Genomic DNA, 20,149 nt, shown 5'->3' on the forward strand with positions numbered 1-20,149 from the left:
CGGCGTTACAGCGGCGGGTTGACCTGCTGCGCCATCGCCTCGGCCAGCCGGGCGGCCCGCGAGTCGGTGAACACGTCCTCGAGCAGCACCGGACGACCGTCCGGGCCGCTCAGCGGGATCCGCCAGTTCGGGTATTCGTCGGAAGTCCCGGGCTGGTTCTGGGTGCGGACGTCGCCGACGGCGTCGACCAGTGACAGCGCCAGCAGCTTCGACGGTGTGCGTCCGAGGTAGCGGTGCAGGGCGAGCACCGTCTCCTCGACGTCGGCGTCCTCGTCGAGGAGCCCGACGCGGCGCAGTTCGGCCCGCCACGCCGCCTGCTGGGCCCGGTCGTCGGCCAGTTCCTCCTCGGCGGGCCGGGTCAGCAACCCGAGCTCTTCCCGCAGCCGGACGTGTTCGCCGGCCAGATAGCCGGCGGTCGGCGGCAGGTCGTGCGTGGTCACGGACGACAGGCAGTACTCCCGCCACCGTTCGGCCGGCAGCGGTCCCGGCCGGTCTCCGCCGCTGTCACTCCCCGAGTCGCTGCGCTCCTGCCCGCCGGTGCCGTCGCGGTCCAGCTCGAACCACAGGATCGACGTGCCGAACACGCCCCGTTCGCGCAGGTAGTCGCGGACCCATGGCTCGACCGTGCCGAGGTCCTCACCGACGACGACGGCCCCGGCGCGGTGCGCCTCGAGCGCGACGATGCCGATCATCGCCTCGTGGTCGTACCGGACGTAGGTGCCCTCGGTCGGGGACGCGCCGCGGGGGATCCACCACAGCCGGAACAGGCCGATGATGTGGTCGATCCGGACGCCACCGGCGTGCCGCAGCACCGCGTTGACCAGCGCACGGAACGGCTCGTAAGCCTGTGCGACCAGTTCGTCGGGCCGCCACGGCGGTTGCGACCAGTCCTGGCCGAGCTGGTTGAACTCGTCCGGCGGTGCGCCCGCGGTCACCCCGAGCGCCAGGACGTCCTGCAGGGCCCAGGCATCGGCGCCGTTGGGATCGACCCCGACGGCGAGGTCGGTCATGATGCCGAGGTCCATGCCGGCCTGCAGGGCGGTCGACTGGGCCAGGGTGAGCTGCTCGTCGAGCGCGAACTGCAGCCAGCGGTGGAAGTCGACCGTGGCGGCGTTGTCGCGGGCGAACTGCGCGACCGCGGCGCTCTCGGGATGCCGGAACTCCTCCGGCCACTCGTGCCAGTCGTTGCCGTGCCGCTCCGCCAGCGCGCACCAGGTGGCGAATGCGTCGAGGCTGGCGCCTTCGCGGGCGCAGTAGGCGGCATAGGCCAATTGGCGGCCGGCCGACCACGGCACCTCGTAGACCTTCGCGAGCGCGGCTCGCTTGGCCCGCCACACCGCGTCCCGGTCGACCAGGTCGGCTCGGTCTGCCTTGGCCTGCACGCCTTCGCGGGCCTTGCGGATCCGGTTGCGACCGCGGACGTAGGCGTACTCGGGAATGGCCTCCACCCGCAGGTAGACCGGGTTGACGTAGCGGCGCGAGGTGGGCAGGTACGGCGACGCCTCCATCGGCGGCGCGGGGGCGGCCGCGTGCAGCGGATTGACCAGGATGAACCCGGCCTGGTGCCGCGCCGCCGCCCAGACGGCGAGGTCGGTCAGGTCGGTGAGGTCACCGATGCCCCAGGAGTTCCGCGACCGGACGCTGTAGAGCTGGGTGGCCAGGCCCCAGCTGCGCCGGGCGCCGAGCCGGGCGGGCAGTGTCAGCGTGGAGGGGGAGACCACCAGCGGAGCGTCGGCGTGTGTGGCGCCCGACTGCATCAGCACCCGGTGATAGCCCAGCGGCAGGTCGTCGGGCACTTCGAAGCTGGCCTCGCCGATCCGTCGGCCGTCGACGTCGTAGGGGTCGCGGTTGTTCTCCAGCTGCCGCAGCCCTGTGCGCTCGGTGCCGTCCTCCAACCGCAGCGACACCTCGACGGGGTCGCCGTGCGTGACGTGCACCCAGAACGAGGAGGGCGCGCCGGACCGGGCGAGCACGATCGGCGGAAGGGGACGCTGCCAGTACTCGCGCTCGTGGCCGGCCATGGCGGCGGCGCGCTCGTCTTCGGTGTCCGCGGCCACCCCCAGCGCGGCGAGCACGGCGGTCAGGGTGGACTCGGCGACCGTCACCCGCCTGCCGGTCCAGTCCTCGAAGTGGGTCGCGACGCCGTAGCGCCCGGCGAGTTCGACGAGCGACGCGGGCAGTTCGGTCATGGCAGCCAATCTTGCCCGTAGTCGGTCGGCATCGCGGATCGAAGACTCCTCTCAGGACCTGCTGCATCTGACGGGCCGGGCATTCCCGTTCTGCACGAACCTAATCCGCGGGCCGGGACGGCGGGCGCAACTCCTGGTACGTTGTGACTGTAGCGATCCCTACAGAAGGGTACCCGATGGTGCTGACGAAGAAGCAACAGCAGGGACAGAACTCGCGGGCGCACATCCTGGACGTCACCGAGCGCCTGATGGCCACCCGCGGCTACACAGCGACGTCGATCAGCGACATCCAACGGGCGTGCGGGCTCCCGCCGAGTTCGATCTACTGGCACTTCGGATCCAAGGAGGGAGTGCTGGCCGCGGTCATGGAACGCGGCGCCGAGCGCTTCTTCGCCGCGATTCCCGACGAGGGCGCCGCCACCCCGCCGCAGCGACTCGCCGCCACTGCCCGGTTGCTCGCCCAGCATCCGGACTTCCTGCGGCTGTTCTACCTGCTGTCGCTGGAACGCCACGACGATGCCGCCGTGGCCGCGGTGGTACGCCGGGTGCGTGACACCGCGATCGCGGGTTTCCGGACGGCCATCGGTGCGATGCTGCCGCCGGACACCGAGCCCGACGTGGCCGCCCGGGTCGCCGACGAGCTGACCACATTCGCGGTCGCCCAGTCCGACGGCGTCTTCCTCGCCGACCACCTCGAAGCCGGCCGCACCGACGTCGAGCGCATGTACCGCCGCCTCCACCAGGCCATCAGCGCACTCATCCCCGTCCTTCTGGAGGAACAATGACCGCCGACCGGACCGCCGTGATCACCGGCGCCAACAGCGGGCTGGGCTTCGAATGCGCGCAGGCGCTGCTGGAGACCGACCCGTCCTGGCACATCGTGCTGGCGGTGCGCGACACCCGCCGCGGGGCCGAGGCGGTGCACCGGCTCGGCAGCGCGCCGCGGTGCACGGTGCTGCCCCTCGACCTCGCCTCGCTGCGCTCGGTGCGGGAATTCCCCGCCCGCCTTGCAGCGCGCGGGCTACCGCCGTTGCGGGCGCTGGTGTGCAACGCCGGGCTGCAGGTGGTCTCGGGTCTGGAACGCACCGTCGACGGGGTCGAGCTGACCTTCGGCGTCAACCACCTCGGTCATTTCGCGCTGGTCGACGGACTGCTCGGCCAACTCGCGCCACCCGCTCGCATCGTGATCGTCAGCAGCGGAACCCATGACCCGGCCAAGTTCTCCGGCATGCCGGACCCGCAGTACACCTCGGCCGAGGACCTCGCCCATCCCTCCGGCGAGGCGTCGAGCGCCGCGGACGGCCGGCGGCGCTACACCACATCGAAGCTGTGCAACGTGCTGCACGCCTACGAACTCGATCGGCGGCTCGACCGCGGTCGCCGCGGCATCACCGTCACGGCCTTCGACCCCGGCCTGATGCCCGGCTCCGGACTGGCGCGCGACCACTCGCCGGCGCAGCAACTGCTGTGGCGCTACGTGTTTCCCGCCCTTCGCGTGCTTCCGGGAGTGAACAGCACCCGAACCTCCGGCCGTCACCTGGCGGCGCTCGCCGCCGACCCCCGCTTCGACGACGTCACCGGCCGGTACTTCGCCGGGCGGCGCCCGATCCGCTCGTCAGCCGACAGTTACGACACCGAGCGCGCCCGGGACCTCTGGGAGACCAGCGAACGCCTTCTCACCCTTGCCATTTAGCGCACGGTAGGGTGGGCGGCCATGGTGTCCGCACGGCTCGACACGGCCGCGGTACGCGACCGGCGGGCCAGGATCGCCACGGCGGCCCTCTTCTTCACCAACGGCGCACTGTTCGCCTCGGTGGTGCCGCGCTTCCCGGAGATCAAGGCCGACCTCGCGCTGTCCAACACGATGTTCGGTGTGGCGGTGGCGGCGTTCTCTGGCGGCGCGTTCGTCGCAGGCGTCGCGGCCGGCGCGCTGATCCGCCGGTTCACCTCGGCCCGCGTCGGCGTCGCTGGAACGCTGGGCATCGCCGCGTTCGTGCTCCTCGCCGGACTCGCGCCGTCGGGCGTGCTGTTCGCCGCAGCGCTGTTCGTCGCAGGCGCCTCAGACGCGGTGACCGACGTGGCGCAGAACGCACACGCGCTGCGGGTACAGCGCAACTACGGCCGCTCGATCATCAATTCGTTCCACGCGGTGTGGGCGTCCGGCGCCATCACCGGCGGCCTCCTCGGCGCCGCGGCGATCGCCCTCGCGGTGCCCCGCGCCGCGCAGCTGAGTTGCTCCGCCGTGGTGTTCGGCGCCACCGTGCTGATCGCCTACCGCTTCATGTTGACCGGCTCCGACCACGACGACCACCCGGCGGCGGCGTGGGCCGGCGGGCAGCGCGCGGGACTGCGGGTGTACGCCGTCATCGGCGCCCTCGCCACGATTGCCATCGCCGGCGCCGCGGTCGAGGACGCGGGCAGCACGTGGGCGACGCTCTATCTGCACGACAGCCTGGACGCGGCGGCGGCCGTCGCCCCGTTCGGCTACATCGCGCTGGTGGCCTGCATGTTCGTCGGCCGGCTGTTCGGCGACCGGCTGGTGGACCGGTTCGGCGAAGCGGCCGTCGCACGCGCCGGCGGAGCCGTCGTCGCCGCCGGGATGGGCGCTGCGCTGGCGTTTCCCAGCGTGCCGTCGACCATCGCGGGCTTCGCCGCCGCGGGGCTGGGGATCGCCACCCTGATCCCGGCGGCCATGCACGCCGCCGACCGGCTGCCGGGCCTGCGGCCCGGCACCGGCCTTGCGCTGGTCACGTGGCTGCTGCGGATCGGATTCCTGGCCTCGCCGCCGGTGGTGGGACTGCTCGCCGACGCGGCCGGGCTGCGGGTGGGCCTGCTCGTCGTGCCGCTTGCGGGCGTGGTGACCGTGGTGCTGGCCGGCGCGCTCAGTGGGCGAGTCCGACCGTCTCGATCATGAGGACGCCCCCGACGATCAGCGCGATGCCGAGCGCCATCGTGGCGGTCAGCGGCTCTCCGAACAGGAACCGCGCGATCACGGCGACGGCGGCGACCCCGCACGCCGTCCAGATCCCGTACGCGATGCCGACGGGCATGCCCAGCGACAGCGTGACCCACAACAGCGTGAACGACACCGCGTAGCCCAGCACGACGGGCACGATCCAGACCCGCCTGCGGAACCCGTCCGACGCGCGCAGCGACAGGGTCGCCACCACCTCGGTGACGATCGCGACCGCCAGTGTCAGCCACATCACGATGCGGGCCCGTCCGCGCGTTCATGGGAGCCGAACTCGACCAGCAGCACGCCGGCGATGATGAGACCGATGCCCGCGGCGATGGGCCACGTCAGCGGGTCGCCGAAGATCGCCGCCGCGAGCACCGCCGTCGCCGCCGTGCCGCAGGCGCCCCAGATGCCGTAAGCGACGCCGACCGCCATCCCGGTTCGCAGCACCAGCGTGAGCAGCACGAATGCACCGAGATAGCCCACGGTCACCACGGTGAGCCACGCCGAATGATCCTGCGAGGCGCGCAGAGCCAGCGTGGCGGCCACCTCGCTGACGATGGCCGCGGCCAGCAGTGGGAACGGGCGCACGCACCCAACCTAGTGGCCGTGACCGAGCCGCCCGGGCATGCCGGGGTTGCTGAGTACCCTGGAGAAGTTGTCTGTCGAAGGAGCCACCATGCCGAACCCCCGGCGCACCCCCGTCGCCGCTGCGGCGGAAGCCGGACCGGTCGTCGAAACCGGATACGGACCGGTGCGCGGCACGGACGACGGAACAGTCAAGGTGTGGAAGGGAATCCGGTACGCCGCCGCCCCCACCGGCGAACTGCGCTGGCAGGCGCCGCGGCCGCCGGAGCGCTGGAGCGAGGTCGCCGACGCCACCCGGGTGGGGCCGGTGTGTCCGCAGGCCACCGACGCCCGCATCCCGATCGACCTCGGTGGGCCGCAGGCCGAGGACAGCCTGCGCCTCAACGTGTGGGCCTCGTCCGACACCGCTGCCGGAGACGGCAAGCCGGTGATGGTGTGGGTGCATGGAGGCGCGTACGTGCTGGGTTCGGCCAACCAGCCGCTGTACCACGGCCGGGCGCTGGCGGCCGACGGCGACGTCGTGGTCGTGACGATCAACTACCGGCTCGGGGCTTTCGGCTTCCTCGACCTGTCCTCGTTCGGGGACAGCCGTTTCGAGTCGAACTGCGGGCTGCGCGACGTGGTGTTCGCCCTGCATTGGGTGCGGGACAACATCGCCGCGTTCGGCGGCGACCCCGACCGGGTCACACTGTTCGGCGAGTCGGCCGGTGGCGGGATCGTCACCACCCTGATGACGAGTCCGGCCGCCGAGGGATTGTTCGCCCGGGCCATCGCCCAGAGTTCGCCGGTGACCTCCGTCTATGACGCCGGCCGCGGCCGCCGCGTCGCCGAGCGGTTCCTCGGGCACCTCGGCCTGCAGGCCGGTGAGGTCGGCCGGTTGCCCGACCTTCCGCTGGACGTCGTCCTGGCCGCATCGAAACGCTTGTTCGACGAAGTGCCGGTGAGCACTCCCGGCACGCTGGCGTTCGCCCCGATCGTCGACGGTGACCTGGTGCCGGAGCATCCGATCGACGTGGCGCGCGACGGGCGGGCACACCCGGTGCCGCTGATCATCGGTACCAACAGGGACGAGGCGGCGCTGTTCCGCTGGATGCGCTCACCGCTGATGCCGATCACCCCGCAGGCCATCAAGGCGATGTTCGCCGAGATCGAGTCCGAGCAGCCCGGTCTGCAGATCCCGTCGGACGCCCAGATCGGCAGCGCGTACCCGCGCGCCCGCGGCAAGGCACGCGGCCTGGGCGTTGCGCGCGACATCGGATTCCGGATGCCGTCGCTGTGGTTCGCCGACGGGCACAGCGCGGTGGCGCCGGTGTTCGTGTACCGCTTCGACTGGTCCACCCCGATGCTGCGGCTGCTGCGGCTGGGCGCCGCGCACGCCACCGAATTGCCCTACGTCTGGGGCAATCTGGTGGCCGGCTCGAAGGACCCGACCTTCAAGCTCGGCGGCCTCAAGGCCGGCCGTGAGGTGTCGCGGCGCGTGCGGCGGCGCTGGCTGGATTTCGCGGTGCACGGCGACCCGTCAGCGGGCGGCCCGGTGTGGCGGCCGTACCGGCAGGGTGACCACAGCACCCTCGTCATCGACAAGGAAGACCAGCTGGTCACCGACCTCGACCAGCATCTGAGGTCCGCCTGGGGCGACCAGGTGCTCAACTTCCGGTGACTTAAACTGGGCCGGGAGGTGCGACGATGAACGCCAGCTGGGACGCGGTGCGGTCGGCGCTGGACGTGCTGCCGCCGCAGATGCGCGACCCCGTGTTGTTCGCCATCCCGTTCTTCCTGCTGCTGTTGATCGTCGAGTGGACGGCTGCCCGCAAGCTGGAGGATGCCCGCGACGGGCGCGCCCCCGCCGGGGCGTTCCACTCCCGCGACGCCTGGGCGAGCATCTCGATGGGCCTGGTGTCGATCGCCACCACCGGCGCGTGGAAGTTCGCCGCGCTGCTCGGATATGCGGCGCTGTACACCTACGTCGCGCCATGGCACCTACCGTCCACCCAGTGGTACACGTGGGTCGTCGCGATCGTCGGTGTCGACGTGCTGTTCTACGCCTATCACCGGATCGCACACCGGGTGCGGCTGATCTGGGCCACCCACCAGGCCCACCACTCCAGCGAGTACTTCAACTTCGCCACCGCACTGCGGCAGAAGTGGAACAACAGCGGCGAGATCCTCATCTGGGTTCCGTTGCCGCTGTTGGGCGTTCCGCCGTGGATGGTGTTCGCGAGTTTCTCGCTGAATCTGATCTACCAGTTCTGGGTGCACACCGAGCGCATCGGAAAGCTCTGGCGGCCCTTCGAATTCGTGTTCAACACGCCGTCGCATCATCGGGTGCACCACGGGATGGACGCCGAGTACCTCGACAAGAACTACGGCGGCATCTTCATCCTGTGGGACCGGATGTTCGGCACGTTCCAGGCCGAGCTGTTCCGCCCGCACTACGGCCTCACCAAGCCGGTCGACACCTTCAACATCTGGAAGCTGCAGACCCGCGAGTACGTCGCGATCGCCGCCGACGTGCGGTCGGCGACCCGGTGGCGCGACCGGCTCGGGTACGTCTTCGGGCCGCCGGGCTGGCAGCCGGCCCACCGGCGCGTGCCGGTCGGCCCATCCGCCGAAGTACCCATCTGACCGGGCGAAGCAGCCGTAGCCTGCGCAGGATGCGGACAGTGTTCGACGGCCACGTCGACCCGGCTCTGCTCGACCGTGCGCTGGCGTCGAGCGCCTTCGCGCCGATGTGGCTCGACATTCCCCGGCCCCGCTACCCCCGGCTGACCGGGACGGTGGACTGCGACCTGCTGGTGGTCGGCGCCGGTTACACCGGGCTGTGGGCGGCACTGCACGCCGCGGAACGCAGGCCCGGCCGGCGGGTCGTGGTCGTCGAGTCCGACCGGGTGGGCTGGGCGGCCTCGGGGCGTAACGGCGGATTCGTCGACGCCAGCCTCACTCACGGTGCGCAGAACGGGAAGTCGCGCTGGCCGCAGGAGTTCGACCGGCTCGAGCGGCTCGGGATGGAGAACCTCGACGGGATGCAGGCCGACGTCGAGCGGCTCGGTCTCGACGTCGAGTGGGAGCGGACCGGGATGCTGCTGGTGGCCACCGAGCCGCATCAGGACGCCTGGCTGGAGCGAGCGTCGGCCGAGGGCGCGGGCCGGCTTCTGAGCCGTCGCGAGGTGACGGCGGAGGTGAACTCGCCGACGTTCCGCGCCGGCTTGTTCAGCGCCGATGACTGCGCCGTCGTCCACCCGGCGAAATTGGCGTTCGAGCTGGCTCGTGCCTGCACGGCCGCCGGTGTCGAGATCTTCGAGGAATCCGCGGCCACGTCGGTCGATTCGAGCGGCCCTCGCCTTCGGGTGTCCGCCGGCGCGGGCACGGTCACCTCCGCTCAGGCAGTACTCGCCACCAATGTGTTCCCGAGTCTGTTGCGGCGCAACCGGTTTCACACCGTTCCGGTCTACGACTACGTGCTGGCCACCGAGCCGCTCACCGACGAGCAGCTGGGCCGGATCGGCTGGCGCAACCGGCAGGCCATCGGCGACTCCGCCAACCAGTTCCACTACTACCGGCTCACCGAAGACCGCCGCATCGTGTGGGGCGGCTACGACGCGGTCTACCACTTCGGGCGCCGGGTCGATCCCGCGTACGAGGACCGGCCGGGCAGCTACCGGCGCCTTGCGGCGCACTTCTTCATCACGTTCCCGCAACTCGACGACGTCCGGTTCAGTCACCGCTGGGCCGGCGCCATCGACACCAACACCCGGTTCTGCGCGCACTGGGGGCTGGCGCGACACGGCCGTGTCGCCTACGTCAACGGATTCACCGGACTGGGCGTCGGCGCGGCCCGGTTCGCCGCCGACACCTGCCTGGACCTGCTCGACGGTCGCCCCACCGAGCGCACGGAACTCGAGATGGTGGCGCGGCGTCCCGTTCCGTTTCCGCCAGAACCGCTGGCCGCCATCGGAATTCATGCGACCCGCTGGTCTCTGGACCGGGCCGACCATGCGGCGGGCCGCCGCAACCTGTTGCTACGCGGACTCGACAGGGTGGGACTGGGATTCGACTCCTGAGCCCGAACCGGCCACGGCGACTGTCAAGATCGATAAGCTCTGGCCGTCCACCGCGGAAGGGACCGGCACGTGTCAGACAGACTGCACAACGGCGAGAAACTCGAAGTAGGCCAATCGCTGACGTCCCGAAACGGGGCGTACACCCTGACACTGCAGCAGGACGGGAACCTGGTGCTGCAGGCGGGCGGGCACGCGGTGTGGGCCACCGCGACCGACGGGCAGGACGTCGTGCGGGCGGAGGTCCAGACCGACGGCAACTTCGTCCTGTGCACGCCGGACAAACCCGTGTGGCACACCGACACCAAGGGCGCCAAGGATGTCCGGTTGCTGCTGCAGGACGACCGCAACCTGGTGCTCTACGGCTTCGACGGCCCGGCGTGGGCGTCGAACACCCAGACCGATGAGGCGCCACCCGTCCCCGCACCACCCGCGGAGCCCGCGGTCACGCCCGAAGCCGCGCCCGCCGCGGTCCAGGAACCCGAATCCCCGCCGCCGCCGCCGGTGCCGGAGCCCGCGGCGCCACCCCCGCCACCGCCACCTCCACCTCCGCCGCCTGCACCGCGGACCCACACTGTGGCGCCCGGCGACACACTGTGGGCGATCGCGGAGCGGTTCTACGGCGACGGCAGCAAGTACCAGCGCATCGCCGATGCCAGCGGCATCGCCAACCCGGATCTCATCCATCCCGGGCAGGTGCTGACCATTCCCTGACCGCTCCACGGGCGCCCTCGGGGGAGGTTGCTCGCTCTCTCGGCGCACCGGCCACTGTGCCGGTTACGCTTGACCGCCAGCACACCCGACCGATCGGAGGCCTCCGTGCGCCGACGCTGGTTTCGCGTGGTTGCCGCGGTGGCCCTCGGCCTCGCCGGCGTCGCCACGGCCGTCCCGCCCGCCCTCGCCCAGCCCGGTGTGCTCGTCTATCCCGGCATGGAGATCCGTCAGGACGCGAACGTGTGCACCCTGGGCTTCGTCGATCCCCAACTGCGGGTCGCGTTCACCGCGGGGCACTGCCGAGGCAGCGGGCCGGTGTTCGACCGCGCGGGCAACTTCGTCGGCACCCAGGCCCTGTACCGGGACAACACCCCTGACGGCGCGACCATCGACACCAACCACCAGATCTCCGACTGGGAGGCGATCGGCCTGGCCGTCAACGTCCCGGTCAACAACGTCCTGCCCGGTGGGCGGCAACTGGTCACCGATCCCGCCGTGGTGCCGCAGGCCGGTATGCCGGTGTGCCACTTCGGGGTGATCACCGGTGAGAGCTGCGGCACCGTCGAGGCGGTCTACAACGGTTGGTTCACCATGGCCAACGGCGTGGTCAGCCAGAAGGGCGACTCGGGCGGACCGGTCTACTCGGTGACCCCCGACGGCCGGGCGGTGATCATCGGGATGTTCAACAGCACTTGGGGGAAGTTCCCGGCCGCGGTGTCGTGGCAGGTCGCCAGCCAGCAGGCCCGCGAGGACGTGCTCACGGTCACCGGCGGCACCGCGCCGCCGCCGCTGCCCCCGCCGGCCTAACCGACGAGTTCGAACACCGGGATCGACGGAGCCGCCGCTCGCACCTGCTCGGCGGTCGAGTCCGGGGTCAGGCCCGCGACGTGACCCTTGACCTCCCAGTACCACCGCTCGAGATAGCGCTCGAGCAGGGCCGCCTTGTCGGCGTCGGCCACCTCGACGACGCGCAGGCGCCGCCGCCGCCAGCGCGGGCCGGTCTCCACCTCGCCGGCGGCGCGGGCATTGCGGGCCCACTGGGTGTTGCCGCGAGGTGACACGACGTAGTCACGGTCACCGACGGTCAGCAGGTTGATCACCACGGTGCGCAGCTGCCCGGACTTGCGGCCGCGCACGCGCAGGGCACGGGTGCCGGCGATGCTGACACCGCCCTCGGCCAGCCAGCGGAAGATCTGGTTGACCATCCTGGCGACGCGGTCCGGTGGGTCATAGCGTGCGGTCATGGTGGGGAACCCCTTCGTGTCAGATGCGAGAGCATTGCTCTCTTTCTCACGATGCCACCGAAACCACCGTAAAGCAAGAGCACTGTTCTCGGTTGTGTCAAACTGACGGCGTGGGCAAACGCCAGGAGTCACGCGATCGGATCGAGGCGCAGATCGTCGCACTCGGGCGCAAGCACCTGGAGACGGACGGCCCGGGCGGGCTGTCGCTGCGCGCGATCGCCCGAGACCTCGGCATGGTGTCGTCCGCCGTCTACCGCTATGTCGCGAGCCGCGACGAGTTGCTGACCCTTCTCCTGGTCGACGCCTACTCCGAACTCGCCGACGCCGTCGATCGGGCACGCGCCGTTCCGGTCGCGTCCTCCCGCGACCGCCTGATCGCCATGGGTGGCGCAGCGCGGCAGTGGGCGGTCGACCAGCCGTCGCGGTGGGCGCTGCTCTACGGCAGTCCGGTGCCCGGCTACCACGCCCCGGCCGAACGCACCGTCCTCCCCGGCACCAGGGTGGTGCAGGCGCTGTTCGACACCGTCGCCGAAGGTGTCGCCGCGGGGGAGATCGGCATGCCGGAAGATGTTGTCCCACAATCCCTGTCGTCCGACTTCGACGGACTCCGCGCGGAGTTCGGGTTCGAGGGCACCGACGCGCTGGTGGTCCGGTGCATCGCCCTGTGGGCCGGACTGGTCGGGGCGATCAACCTCGAGGTGTTCGGTCAGTACGGATCCGACACCTTCACCCGGCCCGCCCTGCTGTTCGACGCGCAGTTCGGACTGCTGGTCGACGAGATGACCGGACAAAACTAGAACACGTTCTAGCCACCGGGCGCCACCGGCGATATTCTCGACTCGATGCTCAATCAGACACCTGTCCAGCTCGCATGGGTCACCGGCGACCTCGACGCGACCGAGCGCAGCCTGTCGGCATTGCTCGGCGCCCGGAAATGGGTGCGGATGCCCGGCGTGCACTTCGGTCCGGACACCTGCACGCACCGCGGGCGGCCGGCGGACTACACCGCGGACATCGCCCTGAGCTATGCGGGCGACCTGCAACTCGAGCTGATCGCCCCCGGTACCGGCGACAGCGTGTACTCCGAATTCCTCGACCGATCCGGACCCGGCCTGCACCACGTCTGCGTCGAGGTCGCCGATGACGCCGCGTTCGACGCCGCGGTGGCGGCCGCCGCGGACGGCGGCGCGACCGTCGCCGCGCAGGGCGTCATGCCCGGCGGCATGCGCTTCGCCTACGTCTTCGACGAACGGGCCGGGGTGCCCTACGTCGAGATCGCCCACATCCCCGACGAGATCCGCCAGTTCTTCGACTACGTCAGACAACAACAGCAGTGAAACAGGAGCAGCAGTGACAACCGAGATTCCCGAGACCCTCGACGCCGCGGACATGCCGGACTGGTCCGACGACGTCGACGTCCTGGTGATCGGCTTCGGCATCGCGGGCGGATGCGCGGCGGTCAGCGCCGCCGCCGCCGGCGCCAGGGTGCTGGTGCTCGAGCGCGCCGCCGCGGCCGGCGGCACCACGTCGATGGCGGGCGGTCACTTCTACCTCGGCGGCGGCACCGCGGTGCAGCAGGCCACCGGCCACGACGACAGTGCCGAGGAGATGTACAAGTACCTCGTCGCGGTGTCGCGAGAGCCCGATCACGACAAGATCCGCGCCTACTGCGAGGGCAGCGTCGAGCACTTCACCTGGCTCGAGGACCTCGGCTTCCAGTTCGAACGCAGCTTCTACCCCGGCAAGGTCGTCGTCCCGCCCGGCACCGAGGGCCTGTCCTACACCGGCAACGAGAAGGTGTGGCCGTTCACCGAGAAGGCCGTGCCGTCCCCGCGGGGCCACTCGGTGCCCGTGCCCGGTGAGCTCGGCGGCGCCGCGATGGTGATCGACCTGCTGCTCAAGCGGGCGGACGAACTCGGCGTCGAGATCCGCTACGAGACCGGGGCCACCAACCTCGTCATGGCCGACGGCGCCGTGGTCGGCGCAACGTGGAAGCACTTCACCGAGACCGGGGCGAGCAGGGCCAAGTCCGTGGTGATCGCCGCGGGCGGCTTCGCGATGAATCCCGACATGGTCGCCGAGCACACTCCGGCGCTGGGCCACAAGCGCAAGACCAAGCACCACGGACTGGTGGAGCCCTACATCCTGGGCAACCCCAATGACGACGGCCTCGGCATCCGGCTCGGCGTGTCCGCCGGGGGAGTCGCCGAGAACCTCGACCAGTTGTTCATCACCGCCGCGGCCTATCCGCCGGAGATCCTGCTCACCGGCGTCATCGTCAACAAGGACGGCCAGCGGTTCGTCGCCGAGGACTCCTATCACTCCCGCACGTCGGCGTACGTCCTCGAGCAGCCCGAGCAGATCGCCTACCTCGTCGTCGACGAGGCCCACATGGAGATGCCCGCGATGCCGCTTATCAAGTTCATCGACGGCTGGGAGACCATCGAGGAGATGGAGCAGGCGCTCGAGATCCCGGCCGGCCACCTCGCCGCGACGCTGCAGCGCTACAACGAGAACGCTGCGCGCGGTGAGGATCCCGACTTCCACAAGCACCCGGACTATGTCGCGCCGCAGACCAGTGGACCGTGGGCGGCGTTCGACCTGTCGCTGGGCCGGGCGATGTACTCCGGGTTCACCATGGGCGGGCTCGCGGTGTCCCTCGACGGCGAAGTGCTGCGCGAGGACGGCTCGCCGGTCGCGGGCCTCTACGCCGCAGGGGCGTGCGCGTCGAACATCGCCCAGGACGGCAAGGGCTACTCCAGCGGCACGCAGCTGGGCGAGGGCTCGTTCTTCGGCCGTCGTGCCGGGGAGCACGCCGCCCGCCGCTAGACCGGCGCGGGATCCTTCTCGGTGTCGCCGAGACGCCACTCACCCTCGCCGAGCAGCTGCAGTTGCTTCGCATGGTGCTGTTCGACCGTGCTGCGATGACTGACGCTCACCACGATCGTGTCCGGCAGCTCACGGCGCACCAACTGGTAGAGCATCAGTTCGAGCCCCTCGTCGAGTGCTGACGTCGACTCGTCGAGGAACACCGCCTTCGGCGCTGTCAGCAGGATCCGGGCGAACGCGATGCGCTGCTGCTCACCCGGCGAGAGCACCTTGGCCCAGTCCTGCACCTCGTCGAGGCGCTCGGCCAGGTGCGGCAGCGCGACCTGCGCCAGCACCTCTTCCAGGCGCGCGTCGTCGAGCGATCCCGCCTCGCCGGGGTAGGAGACGACGGTCCGCAGGTCACCGAGCGGCACGTAGGGCAGCTGCGAGAGGAACATCGTCTCGTTCGCCTCGTCGGGGCACGAGATCGATCCCGACGCGAACGGCCACAGCTGGGCGAGGCTGCGCAGCAGTGTGGTCTTACCGCTGCCGGACTCGCCGGTGACCACCAGCGTGTCGCCGGGTTCCAGATGCAGATCCAGCGGGTTGACGAGCTGCCGGCCGTCCGGAGTGCGGACCTCCACGTCGTCGAGTTGCACGGTGCCGTCGCCGCTGTCCGCCCGGTCGAGTTCGGGCAGCGCCCGACCTTCTTCGTTCGCGACCACCAGTCCGTGCAGACGGATGATGGCGGCGCGGTAGCCGGCGAAGTTGTCGTAGGCGTTGCGGAAGAAGGACAACCCGGTCAGCAGTTCGCGGAACGCGCCCGCCGTCTGGGTGAGCTGGCCCAGGGTGAGCTCACCGTCGTAGAACCGGGAGAACTGGACCAGGTAGGGGATGACCTCCTGGCTCTGGGTGATCGCGAAGTTGAAGCCGAGGAAGCCGGCCATCCGGTTCACGTACTTCTTGTAGTTCTCCACGATCGGCGTGAACCGCCGCCGCAGTCCGCTGCGCTCCGCGAGCTCACCGCGGTAGAACGCCACCGCCTCCGACGCATCACGCAGGCGCACCAGCGCATAACGGAAAATGGCGTTGAACTTCTCGTTGTTGAACGAAAGCCGGATGATCGGCCTGCCGATCGCGAAGGCGACGACGGTGGCGACCACGATGTAGACGATGCCGATCCAGAAGATCGCCCGCGGCAGCTCGTACTGGACCACCGGCAGGGTGATGGGCCCGGAGAGATCCCACAGGATCTTGGTGAACGCGAACATCGACGCGATCGCGGAGATGGCGCCGAACAGCAGGGTGGAGGTCGAGGTGTTGCCCGGCGTGTTCGGCTGGGAGTTCACCCCCGTGGTGAAGATGTCGATGTCGGCCTGGATGCGCTGATCCGGGTTGTCGATGGTGTCGTCGATGAACCGGGAGCGGTAGTACGCCTTGCCCTCCAGCCAGTCGCCGGTGAGCTGGTCGGTCAGCCAGGTGCGCCAGCGCAGCATGAACCGCTGCGCGGCGAACAGGTCGAGCACGATGAACGCGATGTTCAGCACGGCGAGGATCGCGAAGATGGTCAGCGACATCCAGAAGCCGTCCGCACCGGACTCCTTGACCGCGTCGTCACCCGCACCGACGCCCGCCGCGATCACCTGGAAGCTCGTCATCATGTCGTTGCCCTGGAACGAGAACAGCACCGACAGCCGCACGCTCGCGATGACCAGGAGCAACAGTCCCGCCAGCCAGGCCCATACGACCACGCTGTCCGGACCGGTGAAATAGCCGCTGGTGACGCGCCAGAACTGCCTGCCCCACGTGGTGAGTCTGGCGATCAGCACCAGGATCACCATGGTGCTCAGCGCGGCGTACAGCCACCCCTTGGCGACCCACTCCAGCGACGCCCACAACTCGTTGCCCCAGTCGAGGCTGGGCACGAACATTCCGTCCATCCGGGCAAGGTACCGCGAGCGGCTGTGGGGAGTGGTCCTAGACGCGTCAACCGGGCGTGGCGGCGCTGAGGCGCCAGCGGCCGTCGCCGACCAGTTCCAGCCTCCGGCGGTGCAGCCGCGCCACCGTGCTGCGGTGACTGACGCTGACCAGGATCGCGTCGGGGAGTTCGGTGCGCAACAACTCGTAGAGCATCAGTTCCAGACCCTCGTCCATCGCCGCGGTCGACTCGTCGAGGAACACGACGCCGGGCCGGGTCAGCAGCACCCGGGCGAAAGCGACGCGCTGCTGTTCTCCCGGAGAGAGCACTTTCGACCAGTCGCGTACCTCGTTGAGCCGAATGACGAGGTGGGACAGCGCAACTCGCGCAAGCACGGATTGGATGTCGCGGTCGTCGGCGTCGTTCGGGTAGGACGCGACCGCCCGCAGGTCGCCGAGGGGCAGGTAGGGCAGCTGGGGCAGGAACATCGCCCCGTCCCTGCCGCCCGGCAGGTCGACGGTCCCTGACGCGAACGGCCACATCCCGGCCAGGCTCTGCAGCAGCACCGTCTTGCCGATGCCCGACGGGCCGCTGACCACCAGCGAGTCACCCGGTTCCAACTGCAGCGACAGGTCGCGGATCAGCGCCCCACCCTCCGGGGTGCGCACCTCGACGTCGTCGACGGCCAACGAGCCGTCGCGGGCGTCGCACACCTCCACCCGCCCGCCCGCCGCGGCGTTGCGGTTCTCCCGGGCCAGTCCGTCGAGCCGAATGGTGGCCGCGCGGTAACTGGCGAAGTTGTCATAGGCGTTGCGGAAGAACGACAGCGAGTCGTGGATGGCGCCGAACGCCTGCGCCGACTGGATCACCTCACCGAAGGTGATCTGCTGGGCGAACAGCCGCTGCGCCTGCACGATGTAGGGCAGCGGGTTGATCGCCTGGCTCGCCGAGGTGTTCCACCCGATGAACAGCATCATCCGGTTGAGCCAGTGCCGGTAGTTGTCCATCACCGCCGACAGCCGGCCGTCGAGCAGTCGCCGCTCCACCTGCTCCCCGCGGTACATCCCGACGGCCGCGCCGGCGTCGCGCAACCGCACCAGCGCGTACCGGAAGCTGGCGTTGCGCAACTCGTTGACGTAGCTGTACCGGATCATCGGCCTGCCGATGACGAACGCGATCACCGTCGCCGCCAGCACGTAGGCCAGCACGATCCAGAACAGCGCCCTCGGCACGGTGACGCCCAGCCAGCTCAGCGGTCCGGACAGCTCCCACAGGATGATGCCGAAGAACACCGCCGACAGCACCGCCTCCACCGCGCCGAACACCAGCACGTAACTCGACGTGTAGGCGGGATTGTTCGGTTCGGCGCCGGTGCCGGTGGTGAAGATGTCGATGTCGGCCTGGATGCGCTGGTCCGGATTGTCGATCGGCTGGCGCCCGAACTGCATGCGGAAATAGGCGAATCCGTCGAGCCAGCGATGAATGAACCGACGGCTCAACCAGATTCGCCACCGCATGATGAACCGCTGCGTCACGTAGAGGTCCGCGAGCAATCGGATGACGAAACAGACCGCGAGCACCGCGAACACCACCATGGTCGACCAGAAACCCTGCACGCCCGCGGCGCCCGCACCCGCGGCCGAACCGGTCTGGAAGGCCACCTGCAGTGCGGTGAACAGGTCCCTGGCGTAGTAGGTGAGCAGGATGCTGATGCGGACGGAGACGATGGTCAGCAGGAGCAGCACGGCCAGCATCGCCCACGCCGGGACGCTCTTCCTGCCGGTGAAGTAGTCACCGGTGATGCGGACGAACTGGCGGCCCCACACGGTGGCGCGTCCGATCACCGCGGCCACCACGACCAGCACCGCCGCGGTGATGACGAACACCGCCAGCACCCACAGGGCCGAATGGACGGGTTCGACGCTCCAGTCGATCGACGGGCTGAACGTCGCGGTGTCCATCCGGCGGTACCTCCCTCGGCCGCAGGCCGGTCAGCGCGAAGCTACCGCAGACCGGCACCGGTACCGGGGAGGTGACGCACCGTCAGGCGAAGGTGTTGCCCAGGTGTGACAGGAGTGCCGCGGCGTCGATGCCGTGGCACGCGTAGCCCAGGTAGCCGTCCGGCCGCACCACGAACATCGAGGTGCCCGCCGTGGAGTAGCTGCGCGCGAAATCGCCGTCGTCGTCCCACAGCAGCGGCAGCACGGTGGTCTCGACGTCGGCGGTCGGCGCCGCCACGAGGTACACATCCAGCCGGCCGTGCGCGGCTCGCACCGCGGCGTCGGCGGCCGCCTCGAATGCGGCCACTTCGGCGCCGCCCGCGTCGCCGTCGGCGTAGCAGAGCAGGGTGTGATCGGCGCCGAAGAGGCTGAACAGCCGCACCGGGCCCGCCACCACCGCGCGGCGCAGTCGGGCCGCGTCCGGGCCCCGGCGGCCCGCGCCGACGGCCGAGGACGTCACCCCGCCCGCGGCGGCGACGATCGGGCTGTCGGCGTAGTCGATGAGCAACTGGGCCTCGCGCAGCACCACGTGGTTCGGGTCGTGCGCGTCGGCGCCGATGCCCTCGCGGGCGCTGCGCACCGTGCGGCCGACGACCTCCTCGCCGACGGGCCTGCGTTCGGCGTCGTAACTGTCCAGCAGTCCGGCGGCGGCGTGCCCGCCGACGGCCAGCGCCAGCTTCCACGCCAGATTGTGGGCGTCCTGGATGCCGGTGTTCATTCCCTGGGCGCCGGTCGGCGGATGGATGTGGGCGGCATCGCCCGCGACGAACACCCGCCCGCGGCCGTAGGCGTCGACGATGCGGTGACTGATCCGGAACACCGACGACCACCGCAGATTGCGGGCCGTGGTCGGCTCGGGCGCCAACCGGTCGAGGACTGCCTGCAGGTGCCCGAGCTCAGGCCTGCGGCCACCTTCGAAGCCGTGTGCCACTCCGTCGGCGGGCGCTGCGGCCAGCTCGTCGGGCACCAGCATCGAGATGCGGTAGCGGTTGCGGCCCGGCAGCGGAATGCACACCAGCAGGTCGTCGGTCGTGCCGTCGGTCTGGTGCATCGCCCGGATCGCGTAACCGGGCGGCTGCGACCAGTCGACCTCGACGTCGCCGAGCATGTACTGCTCGTCGAACGCGGCGCCCTCGAACGTCAGCCCCAGTGCTTTGCGCACCACGCTGTGCGCGCCGTCGGCGCCGACGAGATAAGCGGCGCGGAGCGTGATCTCGCCGTCCGGCCCCGCGAGCGTGGCGCTCACGCCGTCGGCGTCCTGGGTGAAGGCGCTCAGGCGCACGCCACGATGCACCTCGACGCCGCGCCTGCGCGCCTCCTCGGCCAGGATGCGCTCGGTGGCGTACTGCGGGATGCACAGGAAGGCGAACGGGATGTCGCCCGGAAGCGTCAGATCGAGCTGCGTCACCTTCTCGCCGTTGACGTGGACGATCTGGCCGCGCATCTCGGTGCCCGCGTTCAGGACTTCGCGCAGGATCCCCATGGTCTCGAAGATCTCGAGTGTTCGAGGTTGCACGCCAACGGCTTTCGCGTACTGCGGTGGCTCGGTAAGCGGGTCGACGACGCGGCAGGCCACGCCGCGGCGGGCGAGTTCGATGGCCGCGGTGAGCCCCACCGGTCCGGCGCCTGCGATCAGTACCTCGGTGTCTTTCACTGTGTGCACAGACAGAGACT

Annotated in this window: 18 protein-coding genes; 11 read left to right on the forward strand and 7 right to left on the reverse strand. The window is 70.2% G+C overall.

The window, feature by feature from the left end; genetic code table 11:
- Positions 1-5: 5 nt before the first annotated feature.
- Positions 6-2,189 carry a 4-alpha-glucanotransferase gene (gene malQ, locus AB0K11_RS25060; protein WP_364983546.1) on the reverse strand — a complete coding sequence of 728 codons (2,184 nt, stop codon included), beginning with the start codon at positions 2,187-2,189 and terminating at the stop codon, positions 6-8.
- 176 nt (positions 2,190-2,365) lie between these two features.
- Here malQ and AB0K11_RS25065 point away from each other — a divergent pair, with 176 nt between their 5' ends.
- Genes AB0K11_RS25065 through AB0K11_RS25075 form a run of 3 tightly spaced genes read left to right on the forward strand, consistent with a single transcriptional unit; the run spans position 2,366 to position 5,103 of the window.
- Positions 2,366-2,974 (forward strand): TetR/AcrR family transcriptional regulator, encoded by a 609-nt coding sequence (locus AB0K11_RS25065; protein WP_364983549.1) that lies wholly within the window; start codon positions 2,366-2,368, stop codon positions 2,972-2,974.
- Positions 2,971-3,882 carry an SDR family NAD(P)-dependent oxidoreductase gene (locus AB0K11_RS25070; RefSeq protein WP_364983552.1) on the forward strand — a complete coding sequence of 304 codons (912 nt, stop codon included), beginning with the start codon at positions 2,971-2,973 and terminating at the stop codon, positions 3,880-3,882. Before AB0K11_RS25065 ends, AB0K11_RS25070 begins: the two co-directional genes overlap by 4 nt.
- Positions 3,883-3,903: 21 nt before the next feature.
- Positions 3,904-5,103, forward strand: coding sequence for an MFS transporter (locus tag AB0K11_RS25075; protein ID WP_364983555.1), 1,200 nt, complete (start codon positions 3,904-3,906; stop codon positions 5,101-5,103).
- On the opposite strand, the gene AB0K11_RS25080 is transcribed toward AB0K11_RS25075, so the two are convergent.
- On the reverse strand, positions 5,072-5,395 hold the full coding sequence (locus AB0K11_RS25080) for a multidrug efflux SMR transporter (protein ID WP_264010858.1): 324 nt from the start codon (positions 5,393-5,395) through the stop codon (positions 5,072-5,074). The two genes, AB0K11_RS25075 and AB0K11_RS25080, sit on opposite strands and share 32 nt — an antisense overlap.
- On the reverse strand, positions 5,395-5,736 hold the full coding sequence (locus AB0K11_RS25085) for an SMR family transporter (RefSeq protein WP_364983558.1): 342 nt from the start codon (positions 5,734-5,736) through the stop codon (positions 5,395-5,397). The genes AB0K11_RS25080 and AB0K11_RS25085 overlap by 1 nt, the downstream gene beginning before the upstream one ends.
- 88 nt (positions 5,737-5,824) lie before the next feature.
- On the opposite strand from AB0K11_RS25085, the gene AB0K11_RS25090 reads away from it, so the two are divergent.
- From AB0K11_RS25090 to AB0K11_RS25110, 5 genes are all read left to right on the forward strand, one after another.
- Positions 5,825-7,393, forward strand: a complete 1,569-nt coding sequence (locus AB0K11_RS25090) for a carboxylesterase/lipase family protein (protein ID WP_364983561.1) — start codon at positions 5,825-5,827, stop codon at positions 7,391-7,393.
- Positions 7,394-7,419: 26 nt separating this feature from the next.
- The gene (locus tag AB0K11_RS25095; protein WP_364983564.1) at positions 7,420-8,358 is read left to right on the forward strand and encodes a sterol desaturase family protein; all 939 of its coding nucleotides are present in this window, start codon (positions 7,420-7,422) and stop codon (positions 8,356-8,358) included.
- A gap of 29 nt (positions 8,359-8,387) precedes the next feature.
- Positions 8,388-9,794, forward strand: a complete 1,407-nt coding sequence (locus AB0K11_RS25100) for an FAD-dependent oxidoreductase (protein ID WP_364983566.1) — start codon at positions 8,388-8,390, stop codon at positions 9,792-9,794.
- Positions 9,795-9,863: 69 nt separating this feature from the next.
- Positions 9,864-10,505, forward strand: coding sequence for a LysM peptidoglycan-binding domain-containing protein (locus AB0K11_RS25105; RefSeq protein ID WP_364983569.1), 642 nt, complete (start codon positions 9,864-9,866; stop codon positions 10,503-10,505).
- A gap of 126 nt (positions 10,506-10,631) precedes the next feature.
- A complete protein-coding gene (locus tag AB0K11_RS25110) occupies positions 10,632-11,312 on the forward strand; it encodes a hypothetical protein (RefSeq protein ID WP_364983571.1) in 681 nt (226 codons plus the stop codon).
- On the opposite strand, the gene AB0K11_RS25115 is transcribed toward AB0K11_RS25110, so the two are convergent.
- Positions 11,309-11,749, reverse strand: coding sequence for a nitroreductase/quinone reductase family protein (locus AB0K11_RS25115; protein WP_364983574.1), 441 nt, complete (start codon positions 11,747-11,749; stop codon positions 11,309-11,311). The two genes, AB0K11_RS25110 and AB0K11_RS25115, sit on opposite strands and share 4 nt — an antisense overlap.
- 110 nt (positions 11,750-11,859) lie before the next feature.
- On the opposite strand from AB0K11_RS25115, the gene AB0K11_RS25120 reads away from it, so the two are divergent.
- Genes AB0K11_RS25120 through AB0K11_RS25130 form a run of 3 tightly spaced genes read left to right on the forward strand, consistent with a single transcriptional unit; the run spans position 11,860 to position 14,578 of the window.
- Entirely contained in the window at positions 11,860-12,546 is a 687-nt protein-coding gene (locus tag AB0K11_RS25120) for a WHG domain-containing protein (RefSeq protein ID WP_364983577.1), read from the forward strand.
- A gap of 45 nt (positions 12,547-12,591) precedes the next feature.
- Positions 12,592-13,086 carry a VOC family protein gene (locus tag AB0K11_RS25125; protein ID WP_364983580.1) on the forward strand — a complete coding sequence of 165 codons (495 nt, stop codon included), beginning with the start codon at positions 12,592-12,594 and terminating at the stop codon, positions 13,084-13,086.
- Positions 13,087-13,099: 13 nt separating this feature from the next.
- Positions 13,100-14,578 (forward strand): FAD-binding protein, encoded by a 1,479-nt coding sequence (locus AB0K11_RS25130; protein ID WP_364983583.1) that lies wholly within the window; start codon positions 13,100-13,102, stop codon positions 14,576-14,578.
- Here the strand turns inward: AB0K11_RS25130 and AB0K11_RS25135 are convergent.
- The 3 genes from AB0K11_RS25135 to AB0K11_RS25145 all read right to left on the reverse strand — a co-directional run bounded on the left by AB0K11_RS25135 (position 14,575) and on the right by AB0K11_RS25145 (position 20,129).
- On the reverse strand, positions 14,575-16,497 hold the full coding sequence (locus tag AB0K11_RS25135) for an ABC transporter ATP-binding protein/permease (RefSeq protein WP_364983586.1): 1,923 nt from the start codon (positions 16,495-16,497) through the stop codon (positions 14,575-14,577). The genes AB0K11_RS25130 and AB0K11_RS25135 overlap by 4 nt on opposite strands.
- Positions 16,498-16,543: 46 nt before the next feature.
- Entirely contained in the window at positions 16,544-18,436 is a 1,893-nt protein-coding gene (locus tag AB0K11_RS25140) for an ABC transporter ATP-binding protein/permease (RefSeq protein ID WP_364983589.1), read from the reverse strand.
- Positions 18,437-18,518: 82 nt separating this feature from the next.
- A complete protein-coding gene (locus AB0K11_RS25145) occupies positions 18,519-20,129 on the reverse strand; it encodes an FAD-dependent monooxygenase (RefSeq protein ID WP_364984154.1) in 1,611 nt (536 codons plus the stop codon).
- Positions 20,130-20,149: the final 20 nt, after the last annotated feature.

The sequence above is a fragment of the Mycobacterium sp. NPDC050551 genome (assembly GCF_040674075.1).
In the GTDB taxonomy this organism is placed as follows: Bacteria; Actinomycetota; Actinomycetes; order Mycobacteriales; family Mycobacteriaceae; genus Mycobacterium.